Below are 16,503 nucleotides of genomic sequence, written 5' to 3'. Positions count from 1 at the left end.
AGGGTTAGCGGTCTGCCGTGAAATTCAGGGGCACATACCTGGTGGCGTCGATTTTCAAGGGGGTGGGGAGAATCTTGATCTCGTAGAAGGTATCGGCCAGACGCTGGAGCGGCACGGAGTCCGAAGGCCGGAAAGGGCGGATATTGAAGGGCATGGATTTGGGAACGGACACCGCCGCAACGCTGCGGGGAAGGCCGAGTTCCTCGCTGATCTGGGTGATTACCGCTGCCTGGTTTTTGTTGGCCCAATCGGCAGTCTGATCGAGGGCACGCAGGAGGTATTGCAGGGCACGCCGCTTCTCCGCGTCCTGAGTAACTTTGCTGCGCACCAGGAAGTAGCTGTTTGAGCGCCCCAGCCCTTTCAGATCGCGGATCACGCGCGCTTTGGTGGCTTGCAGGGCCGTGGTCAGGAACGGCTCCCAGATGACCCAGGCATCGATGGTGCCGCTTTCGAACGCCGGGCGCGCATCCGGCGGCAGCAGGGAAACGATGGTGACGTCGTTGAACGTGAGCTTCGCGGCTTTCAAAGCCCGGTAGGCGAAGAAGTGGGCGCTTGATCCCCGGGCCAGGCCGATGCGTTTTCCCTTGAGGTCGGCGACCGTTTTGATGGGAGAGTTGGTGGGAACGATGATGGCCGACGCGGTATCACTTTGCGCCTCCGTCACGGCAACGTACTTCAGGTCTGCTCCTCCCGCCAGCGCAAACACGCCAGGCGTGTCGCCGACCGAGCCAAAGTCGATCGCACCGGCGTTGGCCGCCTCCAGCAGTGGAGGACCCGCGGTGAACAGGCTCCATTTGAACTCGATTCCCTGTGCTTTGGCCGGGTCCAACGTTCCCCGCGCTTTGAGCAGCGCGAGCAGACCACCCTTCTGGTATCCGATGTTGAAGATGGTGGCCGCCTGGGCTTGATGGGTCAGGGTGAGGGCGGCACCGAGTAACAGTGCCCGGGAGAGGGTAGACACGGTAGCTCCTGACTGAAACTGAGAAACGGTAGAACAAGGCTGCCACGACCCAGCGGAACGGGTACTCCCCCGGGGTTCGGCGCAGGAGTCGGTGTGACGCCCAAGTAACGGCGTCACGGCACCTGGGCGCAACGCAGCGGGTCAAGCGGCGCAGCAGCGCCGGGAAAATCGTTCAGGTTCCGCTCAACAGCGGCAACAGGCTGGAACAGAGGGTAACGGCATGGAACCAAGGGGCAGTGGAGGCTTCATCATGGGTCTCCTGGCGACAGTGCGCTGGGCGAAAGCAGCACCAGCGGCTGTGTGGACTGGCCCTTTTCTGGGTTGGCGTTAACGTAGACTAGTTTACAAAGGTTGTCAACTATAATGGAGTCCTGTTCATCTTTGAGCCTTGGAGACCCGCGACTAAAGTCGTGGGAGGAAAAGGCTCTGGCGTGAAGCGCCACACAAGGTGGAAGCCTCTTGACGGTCTTATACGAGACCAAAGTGATTCTCGTATGGGCAAAGTCGATGATGAGGCTGTAAAACTCGTCTATGAAGGCCTGGTGCGGAATGGCTCTCAGGCGCTAAAAGGTGAAAATCACTTTAATTTCGTATTGTTGGTACTCCGTTGGGTCTGAAAGTGCTGGCGAAGAACACGGGGGATTCCCACTCTTTCCGTACCGCACTGACCCCAGAAACACGGGCACCATCCATCAGGTTCCCGCCAGTCAACGAAGTACCAATAATGGTACTCCGTTGGGTCTGAAAGTGCTGGCGAAGAACACGGGGGATTCCCACCCTTTCCGTACCGCGCTGACCCCAGAAACACGGGCGCCATCCATCAGGTTCCCGCCAGTCAACGGAGTACCATTATGCGGAATTAAGGTGAGTTCGGAATATGAGAGCTGCAGCCTTGATTCCGCACCATACATCTGAAGAGCTTGAAGTGGCGTATCGCCAAGCCGAACGTCCTACGCCGTTTAGGGCTGAGCGAGGTTGTGGGCGAGGACGGCCAGGACGACGCGGAGCTGGAGAGAGGGAAGCGTTTTGGTCTGAACGGAGCGAATTTGAGCTTCGACCAATTGTGAAAAGACGGTTTCAATGCGTTTGCGGAGCTTTGGGTGGCGGTCTTGCCGCCACCCGTTGTCATAGCGGGTGTTTTCTTGGGTGGGAACAGGTAGCCCAGGCAGCAATAGCCCTTGTCCCCAATGATCTTTGGCCCGCCGAACTCAGGCCACCTCCGGTTCAACTCATAGCTGACGATGGTGTCGTGAAGATTGGCGGGTTTGAGGAGGTACTGGACGATCTCCCCTGCGGGTGTCACCCAGGCATGCAGCTTGTACCCGTACACGTCGCCCTGGGTCCCAAACCCCCATTTCGCTCCCGGGAACTTGCACCGCTTCCCTCGTTTCGGGCGACACACCGGGAGCGGCATGGAGTCAATGATCACTTCTGCACAGCGTTTGGCGGGGCTGACCAAGGCTTCGAGGCGGTCCAGCAGACGTACGCTTCGCATGTACGCCTGGGTGTAGGAGGGAAGACCGCGTCGGTCTTCCCTCAACATGTTCCACCAGATCGAGGGATACGGCTGCTTGAACACGAAGCGAGCGAGCAAGAGGGCCACGAGCAGGGCATCCGTCAGCTTCTGATGCTTGAATCGCTTCAGATCGCTGAAGTGCCGCTTCGCCCAACGGTGGAGCTGACGAATCACCGCACGACGACCTAAACTATGATGGAGACGGTATCTGCAGATACCGTCTCCATTTTTCCTCGTCTCCGTCCTACTCGGCTACCCCAGCCTCAAGCCCTAAACGGCGTAGCCTATTGAACGTTCCCGCTGGCAGATTATCTGGCTCAAAAGCAAAGGAAAGTCAATTCCGGAGATCATTGACGCAACCGGATTCTCGCGTACAACGATCATCGCCCTTCAATCCGACACTGCGGGATTACTGGCAGGCCCGACAGAAGCGTTGCGTTGCGCGGCAGATTCACCAGAAGGAGAGGTTGGAACTTCTGCGCCTTCAGGACGGCAAGTGTGGTCTGTGCCGTCTTCCGCTTGCAGCGGAAGACATGGACGACCATCACGTCACGCCAAGACACGCGGGGACAGAACACTGGACTGAACCCTTAGGAGCGGACCAAGAGGCCAAGCACTTCGTCCCCGTCAGCCCGTAGGCTGACGGCACCGAAGGAGCCCGTATGCCCGGACGTACCCACAGCCGTGAGTTCAAGCTCGACATCGTGAATCAAGTTGACGGGGGTCAAAAGACGACCGCTCAGCTCTGCCGAGAACACGCTCTCTCGCCCAGTCTGATCCACCGCTGGCGGAAGGAGGTCGAGGTGCGTGGGGAAATGGCTTTCACCGACCAGGCCAAGCCCGACCAGTCGTTGGAACAGCGAATCGCCGAGTTGGAACGGTTTTGCGGGCAGTTGTCGTTGGAGAACACAATCCTAAAAAAGTCGTTGGCGACGTACCGCTCGAAACAAGGCACCAAATGATCGAGGATGCGCGGAGCGCGCCCAAAAGAGGTGTCGGTGCGTCGTCTGTGTGAGCTGCACGGGGTTAATCGCTCGTGGTTCTACGAACAGCAGGGCCGGGAGGAGATGGACGCCGATCAGGCGTTGTCCCAGGACATTGAGGCCGTAGTGGTGGAGTTCGACGGATACGGATATCGGCGTGTCACCCGCGAGTTGGCCCGACGAGGCCGCCCAGTGAACCACAAGCGCGTGTTGAGAGTCATGCGGGAACGCCGGTTGCTCTGCCGCCCGAAGCGCCGCTATCGGGCGACAACCGATTCCAACCACAACGAGAAGCGCTTCCCAAATCTGCTACGCGAAGTCGTCCCAGTACGGCCAGATCAGGTCTGGCAAGCCGATCTGACCTACGTGCGAGTCCGCCAAGGCTTTGTGTACCTGGCCTGCGTGCTGGACGGTTTTACCCGTGAGGTGGTGGGCTGGTCCATGTCAAAGTTTCTGGACGCAGATTTACCGCTGGCAGCGCTCAACAACGCGCTTGCAGCGCGTTGTCCTGCCCCCGGTCTGCTGCACCATTCGGACCAGGGCGTGCAATACGCCAGTCGGGTGTACGTGGACCGCTTGCGGTCCGCAGGAATCACGCCAAGTATGTCCAGGACAGGCAATCCCTATGACAACGCCAAAATGGAGAGCTTCTACAAGACCCTGAAGACTGAGGAGGTCGATCTGCAAGAATACGTCGATCTGGACGACGCTCGACGACACATCGAGTTCTTTATTGCGGACCTGTACAACCGTCGCCGACTGCACTCCAGCCTGGGGTACGTTCCACCCGCCGAGTTCGCCGCCCGCTACACTACCGCCCAGATGTGACTTGCCCTGCGGTCCGCTCGATTGGGTTCACTCCACACATTGGATAACCGGATGCTTGTGCATCGCTGGTGCCACCACGCGCACCATCAGCGGGTTGGGTATAAGGGCTTGAAGGCTTGAGCCGTGTGCGGTGAAAGTCGCACGCACGGTTCTGAGGGGGCTGGGTGAGCCGCAAGGCTCACCCGGCTACCCGACGGGAGTGTCAGTTTAACTACGTATGAAACAAAGAAAGCCTCTGGGAAGCGGGGTACGCGTGTACACGCCGTGCTGCTACGCTGGCTTGTGTATGCCCGCCAAGCGAGGCCCCACCATCCTTCACGACCAGGCCGCCGTCAAGCCCCTGCCGCCCTCCATCCTCGCTGCGCTCGCCGCGTTCCGTGCGGCGCTGTCCAGATACAGTGACGCCACGCGCCACTGTTTGGCGGAGGAGGGCGTCAGCCCCAGGCAGTTCACGCTGCTCGCCGTGCTCAGTCAAGCGCCGTCCGGACAACTCAGTGTCGGTGAGGTGGCTGCTGCGCTGCATCTGAACCACAACAGTGCTGTAGGACTGACGCAGCGTGCGGAACGCGCTGGGCTGATCGAGCGCGTTCCGGATTCGTCCGATGCCCGGCGGGTCCTGATCCGCCTGAGTGAACGTGGAACGGATCTGCTGCACCAGCTGGCCCGCGCGCATATCACTGGACTCTGCGAGGAGCGCGGTCAGCTGGTCACGTCACTGCAACGCTGGACACAAGAGCTTGAGGCAACGGAGGATCCCTAACTTCCATTGAGACCGGCACCAGCCCCTGCACCACAGCGCGCACGTTTCTCCATGAAGTTGGAACAGCGCGTGAAGGACTGCTGAAGCCTGGGCGCTGCACAAATGTCTAAGCTGAAACTCGCCGATTTGTATCGCATAACGATCAATTTGTGAAGCAGGTCTACCAACCCAGTCGCCCGTCCCTTGCCACATGTCTGACCCACACCGTTTCCGTCATCCAACGTTTGAGGTGCCCCACTTCTCCAGGCAGGAGGAAAAGCATGACCACCGAATCACGCAACAGCATTAACGACATCTGGGGACAGCGCACGCCGCACGGTCCTACTCAGGAGTGGCCCATACGGGTGGACGAACGGGTCCTGGAAACACCCGAGCGCTGGGTCCGGGGGACTTGCGTGCTGTGCTCGAATGGATGCGGTCTGGATATAGGTGTGAAAAATGGCCGGATCGTCGGCGTCCGCGGCCTCGCTACGGACGTGACCAATAAGGGTCGCCTGGGCCCCAAAGGTCTGCACGGCTGGGTGGCGAACCACAGTCCAGACCGACTGACGAAGCCGTTGATCCGCGAGGACGGGCAGTTACGAGAAGCGAGTTGGAACGAAGCCATGGACCTCATCGTGCGCAAGTCCAAACAGATCGTCGAGGAATACACTGCCCTGGGAATTGGCTTTTACACCAGTGGACAGCTCTTTCTGGAGGAGTACTACACGCTGGCCGTGATCGGCAAAGCGGGGCTGGGGACGCCGCACATGGACGGCAATACTCGGCTGTGCACAGCGACCGCCGCCGCCGCGCTGAAAGTCTCGTTCGGCAGTGACGGGCAGCCCGGTGGGTACGAGGACCTCGATACAACCGACACGATCTTGCACGTCGGGCACAACATCGCGTCACAACAGACGGTGCTGTGGATGCGGATCCTTGACCGCCTTGCAGGTCCCAACCCACCGAAAATCATCGTGATCGATCCCCGCTGCACCTTCACCGCCGAGAAGGCCACCATACACCTAACACCCAAAGTGGGTACCAACGTCGCGGTCCTGAACGGCCTGCTGCACCTGATCCTTCGGGCCGGGACCATCGATCAGGAATTCCTCAACGACCATACCATTGGGTACGACGAGCTCAAGGCAACCGTCGAGAAGTACACTCCCGAACTCGTGGAACAGTTGTCAGGTGTGCCGGCCGCTCACCTGCGTGCGGCCGGCGAGATCCTGGCGAATACAAAGAGTCTCGTCTCTACCGTCTTGCAGGGCGTGTACCAATCGATGCAAGCCACTGCAGCTGCCGTACAGGTAAACAACATCCACCTCGTTCGTGGACTGATTGGAAAACCTGGCAGCGGCATTCTCCAGATGAACGGACAACCCACGTCCCAGAATACCCGTGAGACAGGGGCTGACGGCGACCTGCCCGGCTTTCGAAACTGGGGGAACAAAGGGCACATCGAGCAGCTTGCCAGGCTCTGGAACGTTCCTTTGAACAAGATCCCGCATTGGAGTCCTCCGACCCACGCCATGCAGATCTGGCGGTACGCTGAGCAGGGAAGTATCAAGATGTTGTGGATTCAGGCGACCAATCCCGCTGTGAGTCTCCCTCAACTGGACCGCGTCCGGAAGATCCTTCATAAAGAAGACCTGTTCGTGGTCGTGCAAGACGCTTTTATGACGGAGACGGCACGTTACGCCAACGTGGTGCTGCCCGCCGCCATCTGGGGTGAGAAGACCGGTACCTTCACCAACGTTAGCCGAACCGTCCATATCTCTTGCAAAGCCATTGAGCCTCCCGGGGAGGCGAAGAGCGACCTCGACATCTTCCTCGACTACGCCCACCGTATGGATTTCCGAGACCAGGACGGGGAGCCGCTCATCAAGTGGACTGATGCCGAGAGTGCATTTGAAGCCTGGAAGGAATGTACCAGGGGGCGGCCCTGCGACTATACGGGCTTCACGTACGAGAAACTCCTCGCGGGCAGTGGTATTCCGTGGCCTGTGAACGAGGCGAACCCAAACGGTACCGTTCGCCTGTACACCGACTTCGTCTTCCCGACGAGTGCAGACTACGCCGAGACGTACGGGCATGATCTTGAGACGGGAGCCGCGCACACCCAGGAGGAGTACAAGGCAAACGATCCGAAAGGCCGCGCCCTGATCAAGGCCTCGGAGTACCGCGAGCCGCACGAGGTGCCGGACGACGAGTACCCCCTGTGGCTCACCACAGGGCGGCAGGTGTACCATTTCCACACCCGCACCAAGACGGGCAGGTCCAAGGAACTGCAAGAGGCTGCGCCAGACGCGTTCGTGCAGATTTCTCCAGAAGACGCGGCAACGTACGGCATTGAACAAGACGACTGGATTCTGGTGGAGTCTAGACGGGGCGTGGTAATCGAGCGCGCCCGCATCGGTGATATTGAGCCGGGTCTGGTGTTTATTCCCTGGCATTACGGGTACTGGGATGACCCGAGCCGGCCACGCGCAGCGAACGAGTTGACGCTCACCGAGTGGGACCCGGTGAGCAAGCAGCCGCACTACAAGTACGCCGCTGTGCGAATCAGCAAATACGATGCCAAGGACGCCGTGCCCCAACCCGGGTTGATGAGGCGTGCTGCGCAAGCGGCCACGAACCTGCTCTCGAGAAACCAAGCCGAGGACAACACGGCCCCGAAGTCCCAAGCGCAACAGCCGAAAACGACACAAAGGGTGGATGGTTGATATGCACGTCGGAAATTACCTCGGATTGGTGCACGGCAGCGAAGAGCGGCTGGTGGACGCACTGTCGAAAGTGGCCGAACATCATCAGGACGAGCCCGATATTTACGAAACCTGTCAGCTACTCGCCGCCTGGTCCAGGAAACACCTCGGTCATTTGAAACCGCTGGTGCAGAAGTACAAGGAAAACAAGAATTCTGAACCGGAGAATCTGGAAAACGCGCTGTTTCATGGACCACGTCAGGGGAGCTTGGCGCTGCTGCGAGACCTGCACGACCTCTGGTTGCTGGCGAATGAAGTGCAACTCTGCTGGACTGTTCTGGAGCAGGCCGCTCAGGCACTGCGGGACGACGAGCTGGAGCGTGTCTGTCAGGAATGCGGCAACGAGACCAAACGTCAGCTCGCCTTTTTTCTGATGCGTATCAAGCAGGCTGCCCCTCAAACGTTGGTGGTCGCCTAGAGTATTTGTCCAAATTATATTGGGAGTTGAAGGACACCCCCCACAGCTGCGTTCTTGGCAACACGCATTGAGGGCTGCTCTCGCTGATCGATCAAAAAGAGGATCTCTTTTTGACAAACATCCCGAGGAACAGTAGGAAAGGGCACAGCCCTCCGCGGAAAGTACGGGTCAGAGGGGCAGCAGAGACGGGTTTAAGTTCCCAACGCCCTTCAGAGACGGCTTCGAGGGTTCCATCCGTCACCTTGATGGCGGTCTCGTCGTCAATCCAATAGGTTGGCACGGGGACCTCGGCGGCCATTCTCTCTACCTTGGCTGAAGAACGCTCTGGATGGTTCTCGTGATCCAGGTGTAAAAGCAACGCGAAATCTACCAGCCCCATCCCCGCACTGATGACAAAGGGCGTCTCAGGGTCATCGTACGTCTCTCCGAAGACAGGGGCCGTGACCATGCTACCCGCGCTAATCCCCACATAGACCGTCTCTCGCAGCGACGGCAGGAGGTTCTCTAATTCGGACTCCCGCGTCCAGCAGCTCAGGCACACGACGTCGCCGCCATATACCAGCAGGGCGTCCGCCTCCTGAATAGCAGCCCAATACTCTTTTTTAATGCTGGGCAGTGCGGTGAGTTCCAGCACGCCCAACGACTTTCAACCCAGTTCATACATGGGGCTGGCGGTTGAACCATTAATAGGCCTCTTGCAAAAGTCTTGGACTAAGCTGGCCGGGTGGAGCGAGACCGTCTGACACGCACACTGAAGATGAATCGCAAGCAGTTTCGTCGACGCACCGGGGTCTACCCGGAGACCTTTGCCGAGATGGAAGAGGTGCTGATGCGACGCGAAGGACGGAAGAAGAAGTCTGGGCGCCCAGCCGCACTCAGCGTGGCGGAACAATTGCTCAGTCACGCTGGAATTCTGGCGCGAGCAGCGTACCTTCGCGCACCTGGGTGACGACTGGGGCGTGCATGAGCATGGCGTGCACCGCACGGTGGAACGCGTGGAAGCGGCTCTGATCGCCAGTGCACGGTTCCAGATGCCCAAGAAACGCGTGTTTCAGGAAGCGCAACTCGTGCACAGCATCGTTGCGGTCGATGCAGCTGAAGTGCCCTGTGAACGGCCCAAAAAAAGCAGCGCGCTTGGTACAGCGGGAAGAAAAAGTGCCACACCCTGAAATTTCAGCTGGTCATCTGCACCGTGACGCAGCGCATCCTGAGCACCGCCACAAGCGCTGGAGCAGTTCACGACCTGAAGCTGTTGGGTTCGTCAGACGTCCGTTTTCCTCACCAAACGGCGCTGATTGGAGATGCTGGGTATCAGGGCTTGTGGAGAAGTCACAGGCACGCCATCACCCACAAGGCGACGCTCGCGCCCACCTCTGTCCGCGGAGCAGCGCCAGGAGAACCGTGTGCTGACCTATATCCGGCAGGGTATCCTACATGTGATTCGCCGCATGAAGATCTTCCGCGTGTTGAAGGGCGTGTACCGACATCAGCGGCGTCGGTTTGCGCGCCGGCTTCAGCTCACCGCGGCCCTGCGCAACCTCACACAAGCCTGCCGATCATGACTTTCGCAAGAGGTCTAATGAATTCCCGATCAGCCATGTCAGGTCCACCGGAAAAGGAGTAAATTGCTGTGGGAATGCATAGATCGGCTTCCCCAGGAGGTCGAGTAGCGCGGCATGAATGCTCGGGTTTTTAATGCCAGCCGAAGTAAGCAGGAGTTTCACTGTCCTCCCCAGGAAATGAGATACAGGCGTATGCGCCTTGACTTGGCGCGAAGCAAACGAGCACCGCCTTCCCCCAAACTCTACCCCCGTTTATGAGGGAAGCTTTCTACTGATGAGGCCTGTGCTGAGGAGGTGTTCGAGCCTCAGGACGAGGAGACGGAGAAAGCGCGGAGCACGAGTATCCGAGCGTGCCGAAATGACACGGCGCGCCGGGCCTTGCGACACTCAAGGGAGGGTGAGAGCCGGTGGAAGGGGGAACGTCCGCTGGTCCTCCTGGACCCTCGAATCGGGGAATGCTCCAAACGAGCGTCCCGACGATGAGCAACCCAACGCCGACCATCCCACAAAGTTGCGGGGCGCTTTCGCCGACCAGTCCCCAGACCTCTGCTACGGTACGGCGTGATCAAAGACGATATGGCCATTCACGCAGGCGTTCCCGAAAAAGCCGTTAAAGCCGCGCTTAAGCAACTCCGTGACCACGCAGAGCTGGCCGAGGTCACGTGGGATACGGCCCGTAGTCGTCCCGGTAGGCCCATCAAGGTCTACTTTGAGGCGGCCACCATGGAGCAGATTCGGGCAGCCAAGACGCGGCTGGAGCAGCGGCTCAACGAGGGGGGGTTTGACCTGTATCCCTGACCCATCCCTGGTCTTCAGCGCCTGGCGGAACGGGGACGGCGAATGCCGCTCAACAGGTGCCGGAAAGGCCAGACGCGGCAGGGTTTCGGCGAAAGGGTATGCTCGTCCGCGTGGCCCTCTCCTCCTCGTCAACGCCCACCCAGACTGCGACGCGGCAGGCCCTGACCGGCGTGCTCCTTACCGTGTTTCTGTGGGGCGCAAACGTGGTGCTGCTCAAGGCCTTGCTCGCCCACCTGAATGCCGAGACCATCAACCTCGGCCGCTTCCTGATCGCCGGTACCGTGTTGCTGGTTCTGGCTGTGCGTGCCCACGGCTGGCCCCGCTGGGACGCCCGGACCTGGGGTCAGGTGGCGGCGGTGGGCCTGCTGGGCAACTCGGTGTTCCAGACGTTTTTCCTGGCAGGCATCGGTGCGAGTCCAGCGGGGGTGGCAGGCCTGGTCAACGGCGTCGTGCCCGTGCTGGTGATTCCACTGGGGCTACTGCTGGGCCAGCGGCCGAGCAGGCGTCAGGCGGGAGGGGTGACCGTCGCGTTCGCTGGCCTGCTCGCCCTGTTGGCCGTCACGCGGCAGCCCGGGACGCCTGTGTCCCTGTCGGGTCTGGGATGGCTCCTGGCCGCCGCCACCGCCTGGGCCATGTATACCCTCTGGAACCGCCCCCTGACCCAGCGGCTCGGGGCGTTGCCATTCGTCGCGTTCAGTCTGGTCCTCGGCTGTCTGCCGTATGTGGCGTGGGCGCTCACCCACCTGCCGCGCGCTCATAACGTTCCCCTCTTTGCCTGGCTGGGCGTAACTCTCAGCGCCCTAGGAGCCAATGTCATCGCCTATCTGGCCTGGGCGAATGGAACGCGGATCCTCGGTGCCGCCCGAACGAGCGTCTGGAACACGCTCGCCCCGGCCATCGCCCTGGTGCTCAGCGCCGCCGCACTGCACGAACGTCTGCCGCCTGCCGTGTGGGGGGCTGCCGCCGTGATTCTGGTTGGAGCCACACTGGCAAACTGGCCCGGACAGCGCCAGGACCGTCCGGAGCCTCTGCGCCCACGGTAAGCGGAGCCGTTGCAGCGCCCTTCTCCCAAGCCCTGGGTACCTGCCACCAACGCAGCGCCAGACCGGCACCTTCCCTTTATCAGTGTCAAGGCGGGTGGACACGACGGAAGGACCACGCAGAACAATAGCCACCTTGGTCCTGTCTGCCCTCACTTGGTTGAAGAAGACCCCACCCTGCGCCTGGCGAGCGATCCAGACTCCGGACGGAGCCTGGTGAGCGGCAAGGGCGAATTCCACCCCGACGTGGTGATGGAGCGCGTGACCCGCAAGCAGGGTGTGATACGGAATCAAAGTGATTCCTGTATATGGACAGATGTGTGGTGAGGATATAGATCATGTCTGGGAAGACTTAAATAGATATGACTCTCATAGCCGTATGAGTGAAAATCATTATTATTCGGTATGATGTCCCGGCCAAGAGATGCCAGCGTCGCCTACCGCGAAACGGTGCGGGGCAGCGCCACAACCGACCATGTGCTCCGCAAGCAGACGGGCGGCAGCGTGCCGGGGACTGACCTCACCGGCATTCACAAAGGGCTGGAGGCCGCGCTGCAGACGGGGACGCAAGGATAGGTGACGGACGTACGGGCGACGCTCCTCTCCGGCACACACCATTCGGTGAATTTCAGCGACCTTGCCTTCCTGACGGCGGCCATGGAAGCGTTCAGACTCGCGTTCGCCCAGGCGAGCCGTCCTGGGCAACCTCTTCCTGGGTCTGGCCTGTTAGCTGTTCGGCCCTTTGCAGCACCTGGATCAGGCGCCTGACGGAGGTGCTGTTCGGCACCCTTCAGGTGGAGTTCACGTTGCGCCGCGAGATCAGCATTTACGTCGACCGCAACGCCGAGAAATGCAGGCGGGTGACCGTACGAAACGTATTTCGTACGCAAGCGTGACGTGCCAGACTGCTCCATGTTTCGTCTGCTTTCCGCGCTCGCTGCATGTACGCTTGGGACTGGGCCAGCCCTCGCTGCGGAAGGTGGGGCCGTCCACACCGGTCCCCCTGAGTTTCTCCTGCACCTGACCCTGCTCCTGCTGGTTTCGGCGCTCGCCGCATACCTGTCTTTTCGGGCGCGGCTGGTACCCATCATTGGTTTTCTGCTTGCGGGTGTACTCGTCGGACCGGGCGTCTTGGGGCTGATCCGCGACCCGGCCCTGATCTCCGCGGTGAGCGAGGTCGGCGTTATGCTGCTGCTCTTTACCATCGGGGTCGAGTTCAGCCTGGAGAGGCTCACGCGCATCGCCCGGCTGATTTTCCTGGGGGGCGGCCTTCAGACGGGATTGACGGTCGGTGCCGTTGCTGGAGCCCTGCTCGCCTTTGGAGTGAGCGGGCAGAACGCCGTTTTTACCGGTTGCCTGGTCGCCCTGTCGAGCACGGCCATCGTAATGCGCCTGCTCGGCGAGCGGGGCGAGACGGGCGCGCGCACCGGTCAGGTGGCACTGGGCGTGCTGATCTTCCAGGACCTCGCGGTGGTGCTGATGGTGCTGCTGATCCCCATGCTGGCGGGGCAGGGCGGAGGGCTGGGCGGCGTTGCCTTCGCGCTGATCAAAGCGGTCGGCATCATTGCCTTTGTGCTCGTCGCGGCGCGCCGCCTCGTGCCTCCCGTCATGGAGGTGGTGGCCAGGACGTGCAGCACCGAGATCTTTCTCCTCACCGTGGTGGCCCTTTGCTTTGGGACAGCGAGCCTGACTGCCATGGCGGGCGTCAGCCTCGCGCTGGGGGCCTTCCTGGCTGGCCTGCTGGTGAGCGAGAGCCGCTACGGCATGCAGGCGCTGGGTGAAATTCTTCCCCTTCAGGTGCTGTTCAGCGCCGCGTTTTTCCTGTCGGTGGGATTGCAACTGGACCCAGCCTTCCTCCTGGCCCACCTGCCCGCCGTGCTGGGGGCGGTGCTCCTGATCGCTGCGATCAAAGTGGTGATGACCGCCCTGAGTGCCCGGCTGCTGGGCGAACCCCCCCAGGTGGCCCTGCCGGTGGCGCTCCTGACAGCGCAAGTGGGCGAGTTCTCCTTCGTGCTGGCGGCCGCAGGCACCGCGTTGGGCCTGAGCTTCGCGGGACTGGGCGCACAGGGCACGCAGGTATTTATCGCCGCAACGGTGCTGCTGATGGTGCTGACGCCCACCCTCGGTGCCCTGGCCGGGCCGCTGGTGGGCCGGTTGCCGCAACCCATGCGCGCCCCGGTGGAGGAACCGGCCGCAGAGGATCATGGGGCTGCGCTGCCCGTGGCAGACCGGGTGGTGTTCGCCGGGTATGGAGCGCATGCGCGGCTCGCGGCTCGCGCACTGTCGCGCGCAGGGGTGCCGTACAGCGTCATCACCCGCAGTCCAGACGGAGCGAGCGAACTTTCGGGGCGTGGCGCCCCAGTCCTCATCGCCGACTACACCCGGGCCGGCTTGCTGCGCGACCTGGGGCTCGCCTCGGCCCGCGTCTTGGTCATTGCGGACGACGATGCGGAAATGACGGCCCGCGCAGTGAGCGTGGCCCGCACGGTGGCACCGGAACTGCCCGTGATCACGCGGGCCGAAACCCCCGACGACTTAAATCACCTTAAGGCGCTGGGAGCGCGGCACGTGCTGACACCGCGAAAGGAAATTGCCGCTGGAATCCTGGACCTGCTGACTCCCCCGGAATTCAGCCGCGCCGAGATCGCCCGGCACCTCGCTGAGCGGCCAGCGGTCAGCCTCACTCCAGAGCAGCAGGCGCAGTGCGAACACGCCCTGGCAGCCTCGGGGCCGGTGTTCCCGGAAGCTGACGTCTGCCTGGAATGCATTGCGCTGGGCGACACCTGGGTTCACCTGCGCACCTGCATGACGTGCGGACATGTGGGCTGCTGCGATTCCTCGAAAAACAGGCACGCGACCCAGCACGCCCGCACGCGGACCCACCCAGTGATTCACAGCGCTGAGCCCGGCGAAACCTGGGCGTACTGCTATGAGCACGGCTGGACACGGTAAAGGCCCCAAAGGCCTGCCGAGCAGGCGCACGTTTCGAGTACTTCTCACCGCTGGATCAGGCCTCAAGCTCCGAACAGGGCCAGAGGTATGGGAGGGCGCTCAGATGGTCTTCGCGCGCCGATCACCTCGCCGAAAGCACGAAAGGCGAGGCAGGTCGTGGTGGCGTGGGCGTACAGCTTCCCCGCCCCGTCCTCTACGCGGCCGTCTTGTGGAGAGGACCTGGCCGGCACAGCGGACCCGCTTCGTCTCCACCCGAAACGCACGGACGAAGCCCACCTTGAACTCCGGCGTCGTGTATTCCAGACCCGCCGCAAGGGCGGAATGCACGCTGTAGCCCATTGCCGAATGGGAGCAGCGTGGCGAACACGCTGCCGTGGACGCTGCCGATTGGGTTGTGGTATTCCTGCGGGTCGAGGAAAAATGTCACCCGGCCGCGCTCGGCTTCGGGAGGGACGTCGTCAGAGCCAAGCGCGGCCATCACGGAGGGCACCGGCAGTTCGCTGCGGTCCATGGCGCGCAGGGAGTCCAGACCGCTCACGGGGTGGGAACCGAACAGCGGGCCCTGCCAGGAAAACGTGCGGATGCGGACAGGTTGAGAATCTTCAGCCGCGGGGATCACTCCCGTTCACGAAAGGCGCCGAACAGCAGGGCGGCGTCATGGCCCCCGAAGGCGAACGAGTTCGACAGGGCGTACTGGGCGCCGTGTTCTCGCGCCGTAGTCGGCACGAAGTCCAGCGTGAGTTCCGGGTCGGGCTCACGCAGGTTGATGGTCGGCGGCACCACGCCCGAAAAGAGGGCCTGAACGGTGGCGATGGCCTCCACAGCCCCCGAGGCCCCCAGGCTGTGCCCGGTCATGCTCTTGGTGCTTGAAATGAGCAGCTTCGGGGCGTGCTCTCCGAACACCTCCCGAATGGCGAGCACCTCCGCCCGGTCTCCGGCGGGAGTAGACGTGGCGTGCGCGTTGAGGTACCCGATCGCCTCCGCGGCAACGCCCGCATCCTTCAGCGCCCGGCGCATGGCCTGGGCCGCTCCTCGTCCTTCCGGGTGGGGATTGGCCACGTGATACGCGTCGGTGGCCCGACCGAAACCCAACAGTTCGGCATAGATCCGCGCTGACCGCGCCCGAGCATGCTCCAGGGTCTCCAGCACCAGCACGCCCGCACCTTCCGCGAGCACGAAGCCGTCCCTGCCCGCGGAGAATGGACGGCTCGCCTCCTCTGGGGAGACGTTGTTCGTGGACAACGCTTTCATGACCGAGAACGCACTGACGACCAGGGGCGTGACCAGCGCGTCCGCGCCGCCCGCGAGGACGACGTCCGCCTCGCCGTGCTGCAGGAGACGCAGCGCGGTGCCGAGGGCGTCCGCACCGGTGGTGCAGGCGGTGGCAGGGACCGTGCTGGGGCCTTGCAGGCCGTACCGGATGGCGACGTGGGCCGTGGCGGCGTTCGCCATGAGCATCGGGATGAAAAAGGGGCTGAGCCGCGACAGGCCCCGCTCAAAGGCGAGCCGGGTCTGGGCCTCCCACGTTTCCATACCGCCGATTGAGCTCCCGATCACGACGCCGGTCCGCTCCAGGTCGAGGGTGACCGGGTCCAGGCGGGCGTCCTCCAGGGCGAGCTCCGCAGCAGCCAGGGCGAGTTGCGCGAAGCGGTCGAGGCGCCTCGCCTCTCTGGGATCGACCCAGCGCCTGAGGTCCGCGTCCACCTCACCCGCAATCCGTACGGGCAGGTCGGAGGCGTCGAAGCGGGTGATGCGGCGGATCCCACTGTACCCGCGGTGCTGGGCGCCTTGAAAGGCGGACGCACCGATCCCGATGGGGGTGACGGGACCCAGGCCGGTGACGACCACCCGCCGCCGGGAAGGGAGGAAGATGGGCGCGTTCAGGTCAGGACGCGTCATCTCGGACCTGTCTGAGCTGGAGCGCCGCGCAACGGAAGC

At 62.1% G+C, this 16,503-nt stretch carries 17 protein-coding genes and 2 pseudogenes; 15 read left to right on the top strand and 4 right to left on the bottom strand.

What is annotated here, in order from left to right; all coding sequences use genetic code 11:
- Nucleotides 1-4: 4 nt before the first annotated feature.
- Complete coding sequence (locus B9A95_RS30285) at nucleotides 5-961, bottom strand: aliphatic sulfonate ABC transporter substrate-binding protein (protein WP_084051314.1); 957 nt, start codon at nucleotides 959-961, stop codon at nucleotides 5-7.
- A 959-nt stretch (nucleotides 962-1,920) separates the two neighbouring features.
- Nucleotides 1,921-2,693, bottom strand: a pseudogene (locus B9A95_RS30280) (IS982 family transposase).
- Nucleotides 2,694-3,139: 446 nt separating this feature from the next.
- On the opposite strand from B9A95_RS30280, the gene B9A95_RS30275 reads away from it, so the two are divergent.
- The 5 genes from B9A95_RS30275 to B9A95_RS30255 all read left to right on the top strand — a co-directional run bounded on the left by B9A95_RS30275 (nucleotide 3,140) and on the right by B9A95_RS30255 (nucleotide 8,213).
- Nucleotides 3,140-3,439 carry a transposase gene (locus tag B9A95_RS30275; protein ID WP_084044986.1) on the top strand — a complete coding sequence of 100 codons (300 nt, stop codon included), beginning with the start codon at nucleotides 3,140-3,142 and terminating at the stop codon, nucleotides 3,437-3,439.
- A 6-nt stretch (nucleotides 3,440-3,445) separates the two neighbouring features.
- Nucleotides 3,446-4,288, top strand: a complete 843-nt coding sequence (locus B9A95_RS30270; RefSeq protein WP_084044985.1) for an IS3 family transposase — start codon at nucleotides 3,446-3,448, stop codon at nucleotides 4,286-4,288.
- Between the two features lie 286 nt (nucleotides 4,289-4,574).
- On the top strand, nucleotides 4,575-5,048 hold the full coding sequence (locus B9A95_RS30265; protein ID WP_170928878.1) for a MarR family winged helix-turn-helix transcriptional regulator: 474 nt from the start codon (nucleotides 4,575-4,577) through the stop codon (nucleotides 5,046-5,048).
- 260 nt (nucleotides 5,049-5,308) lie between these two features.
- Nucleotides 5,309-7,756 carry a molybdopterin oxidoreductase family protein gene (locus B9A95_RS30260; RefSeq protein ID WP_084051312.1) on the top strand — a complete coding sequence of 816 codons (2,448 nt, stop codon included), beginning with the start codon at nucleotides 5,309-5,311 and terminating at the stop codon, nucleotides 7,754-7,756.
- A gap of 1 nt (nucleotide 7,757) precedes the next feature.
- Nucleotides 7,758-8,213, top strand: coding sequence for a molybdopterin oxidoreductase (locus tag B9A95_RS30255; RefSeq protein ID WP_084051311.1), 456 nt, complete (start codon nucleotides 7,758-7,760; stop codon nucleotides 8,211-8,213).
- A 91-nt stretch (nucleotides 8,214-8,304) separates the two neighbouring features.
- Here B9A95_RS30255 and B9A95_RS30250 read toward each other — a convergent pair whose 3' ends face one another.
- Complete coding sequence (locus B9A95_RS30250; RefSeq protein ID WP_212648432.1) at nucleotides 8,305-8,847, bottom strand: Type 1 glutamine amidotransferase-like domain-containing protein; 543 nt, start codon at nucleotides 8,845-8,847, stop codon at nucleotides 8,305-8,307.
- A 123-nt stretch (nucleotides 8,848-8,970) separates the two neighbouring features.
- Between B9A95_RS30250 and B9A95_RS35960 the strand changes: the two genes are divergently transcribed.
- The 10 genes and pseudogenes from B9A95_RS35960 to B9A95_RS30210 all read left to right on the top strand — a co-directional run bounded on the left by B9A95_RS35960 (nucleotide 8,971) and on the right by B9A95_RS30210 (nucleotide 14,565).
- Nucleotides 8,971-9,162 carry a hypothetical protein gene (locus B9A95_RS35960; RefSeq protein ID WP_245808196.1) on the top strand — a complete coding sequence of 64 codons (192 nt, stop codon included), beginning with the start codon at nucleotides 8,971-8,973 and terminating at the stop codon, nucleotides 9,160-9,162.
- A gap of 25 nt (nucleotides 9,163-9,187) precedes the next feature.
- Nucleotides 9,188-9,382, top strand: coding sequence for a hypothetical protein (locus tag B9A95_RS35955; RefSeq protein WP_245808601.1), 195 nt, complete (start codon nucleotides 9,188-9,190; stop codon nucleotides 9,380-9,382).
- A pseudogene (locus tag B9A95_RS36475) lies at nucleotides 9,379-9,480 on the top strand (hypothetical protein); the annotation flags it as partial. The gene B9A95_RS35955 and the pseudogene B9A95_RS36475, both read left to right, overlap by 4 nt.
- A 136-nt stretch (nucleotides 9,481-9,616) precedes the next feature.
- Nucleotides 9,617-9,775, top strand: a complete 159-nt coding sequence (locus B9A95_RS36470) for a hypothetical protein (protein WP_281255910.1) — start codon at nucleotides 9,617-9,619, stop codon at nucleotides 9,773-9,775.
- A 561-nt stretch (nucleotides 9,776-10,336) separates the two neighbouring features.
- A complete protein-coding gene (locus tag B9A95_RS30230) occupies nucleotides 10,337-10,573 on the top strand; it encodes a hypothetical protein (RefSeq protein ID WP_084051309.1) in 237 nt (78 codons plus the stop codon).
- A 110-nt stretch (nucleotides 10,574-10,683) separates the two neighbouring features.
- A complete protein-coding gene (locus tag B9A95_RS30225) occupies nucleotides 10,684-11,616 on the top strand; it encodes a DMT family transporter (protein ID WP_245808600.1) in 933 nt (310 codons plus the stop codon).
- 9 nt (nucleotides 11,617-11,625) lie between these two features.
- Nucleotides 11,626-11,940, top strand: a complete 315-nt coding sequence (locus B9A95_RS37450) for a hypothetical protein (protein WP_084051307.1) — start codon at nucleotides 11,626-11,628, stop codon at nucleotides 11,938-11,940.
- 78 nt (nucleotides 11,941-12,018) lie between these two features.
- On the top strand, nucleotides 12,019-12,189 hold the full coding sequence (locus B9A95_RS34340) for a hypothetical protein (RefSeq protein WP_170928877.1): 171 nt from the start codon (nucleotides 12,019-12,021) through the stop codon (nucleotides 12,187-12,189).
- Nucleotides 12,190-12,381, top strand: coding sequence for a hypothetical protein (locus tag B9A95_RS37445; RefSeq protein WP_084051306.1), 192 nt, complete (start codon nucleotides 12,190-12,192; stop codon nucleotides 12,379-12,381).
- 144 nt (nucleotides 12,382-12,525) lie between these two features.
- The gene (locus B9A95_RS30210; protein ID WP_084051305.1) at nucleotides 12,526-14,565 is read left to right on the top strand and encodes a cation:proton antiporter domain-containing protein; all 2,040 of its coding nucleotides are present in this window, start codon (nucleotides 12,526-12,528) and stop codon (nucleotides 14,563-14,565) included.
- Between the two features lie 615 nt (nucleotides 14,566-15,180).
- Here B9A95_RS30210 and fabF read toward each other — a convergent pair.
- Nucleotides 15,181-16,464 carry a beta-ketoacyl-ACP synthase II gene (gene fabF / locus B9A95_RS30200; protein ID WP_084051304.1) on the bottom strand — a complete coding sequence of 428 codons (1,284 nt, stop codon included), beginning with the start codon at nucleotides 16,462-16,464 and terminating at the stop codon, nucleotides 15,181-15,183.
- Nucleotides 16,465-16,503: the final 39 nt, after the last annotated feature.

Source organism: Deinococcus hopiensis KR-140 (assembly GCF_900176165.1).
Classification (GTDB): Bacteria; Deinococcota; Deinococci; order Deinococcales; family Deinococcaceae; genus Deinococcus; species Deinococcus hopiensis.
Note: the sequence above shows the minus strand (reverse complement) of the source record. Positions and strands in the feature narration are given on the sequence as shown.

Excerpts from the sequence above, each read along its gene's own strand:
- B9A95_RS30275 (WP_084044986.1), top strand. The coding sequence starts at position 3,140 with ATGCCCGGACGTACCCACAGCCGTGAGTTCAAGCTCGACATCGTGAAT.
- B9A95_RS30270 (WP_084044985.1), top strand. The coding sequence starts at position 3,446 with ATGCGCGGAGCGCGCCCAAAAGAGGTGTCGGTGCGTCGTCTGTGTGAG.
- B9A95_RS30265 (WP_170928878.1), top strand. The coding sequence starts at position 4,575 with ATGCCCGCCAAGCGAGGCCCCACCATCCTTCACGACCAGGCCGCCGTC.
- B9A95_RS30260 (WP_084051312.1), top strand. The coding sequence starts at position 5,309 with ATGACCACCGAATCACGCAACAGCATTAACGACATCTGGGGACAGCGC.
- B9A95_RS30255 (WP_084051311.1), top strand. The coding sequence starts at position 7,758 with ATGCACGTCGGAAATTACCTCGGATTGGTGCACGGCAGCGAAGAGCGG.
- B9A95_RS35960 (WP_245808196.1), top strand. The coding sequence starts at position 8,971 with ATGAATCGCAAGCAGTTTCGTCGACGCACCGGGGTCTACCCGGAGACC.
- B9A95_RS34340 (WP_170928877.1), top strand. The coding sequence starts at position 12,019 with ATGATGTCCCGGCCAAGAGATGCCAGCGTCGCCTACCGCGAAACGGTG.
- B9A95_RS30210 (WP_084051305.1), top strand. The coding sequence starts at position 12,526 with ATGTTTCGTCTGCTTTCCGCGCTCGCTGCATGTACGCTTGGGACTGGG.
- fabF (WP_084051304.1), bottom strand. The coding sequence starts at position 16,464 with ATGACGCGTCCTGACCTGAACGCGCCCATCTTCCTCCCTTCCCGGCGG.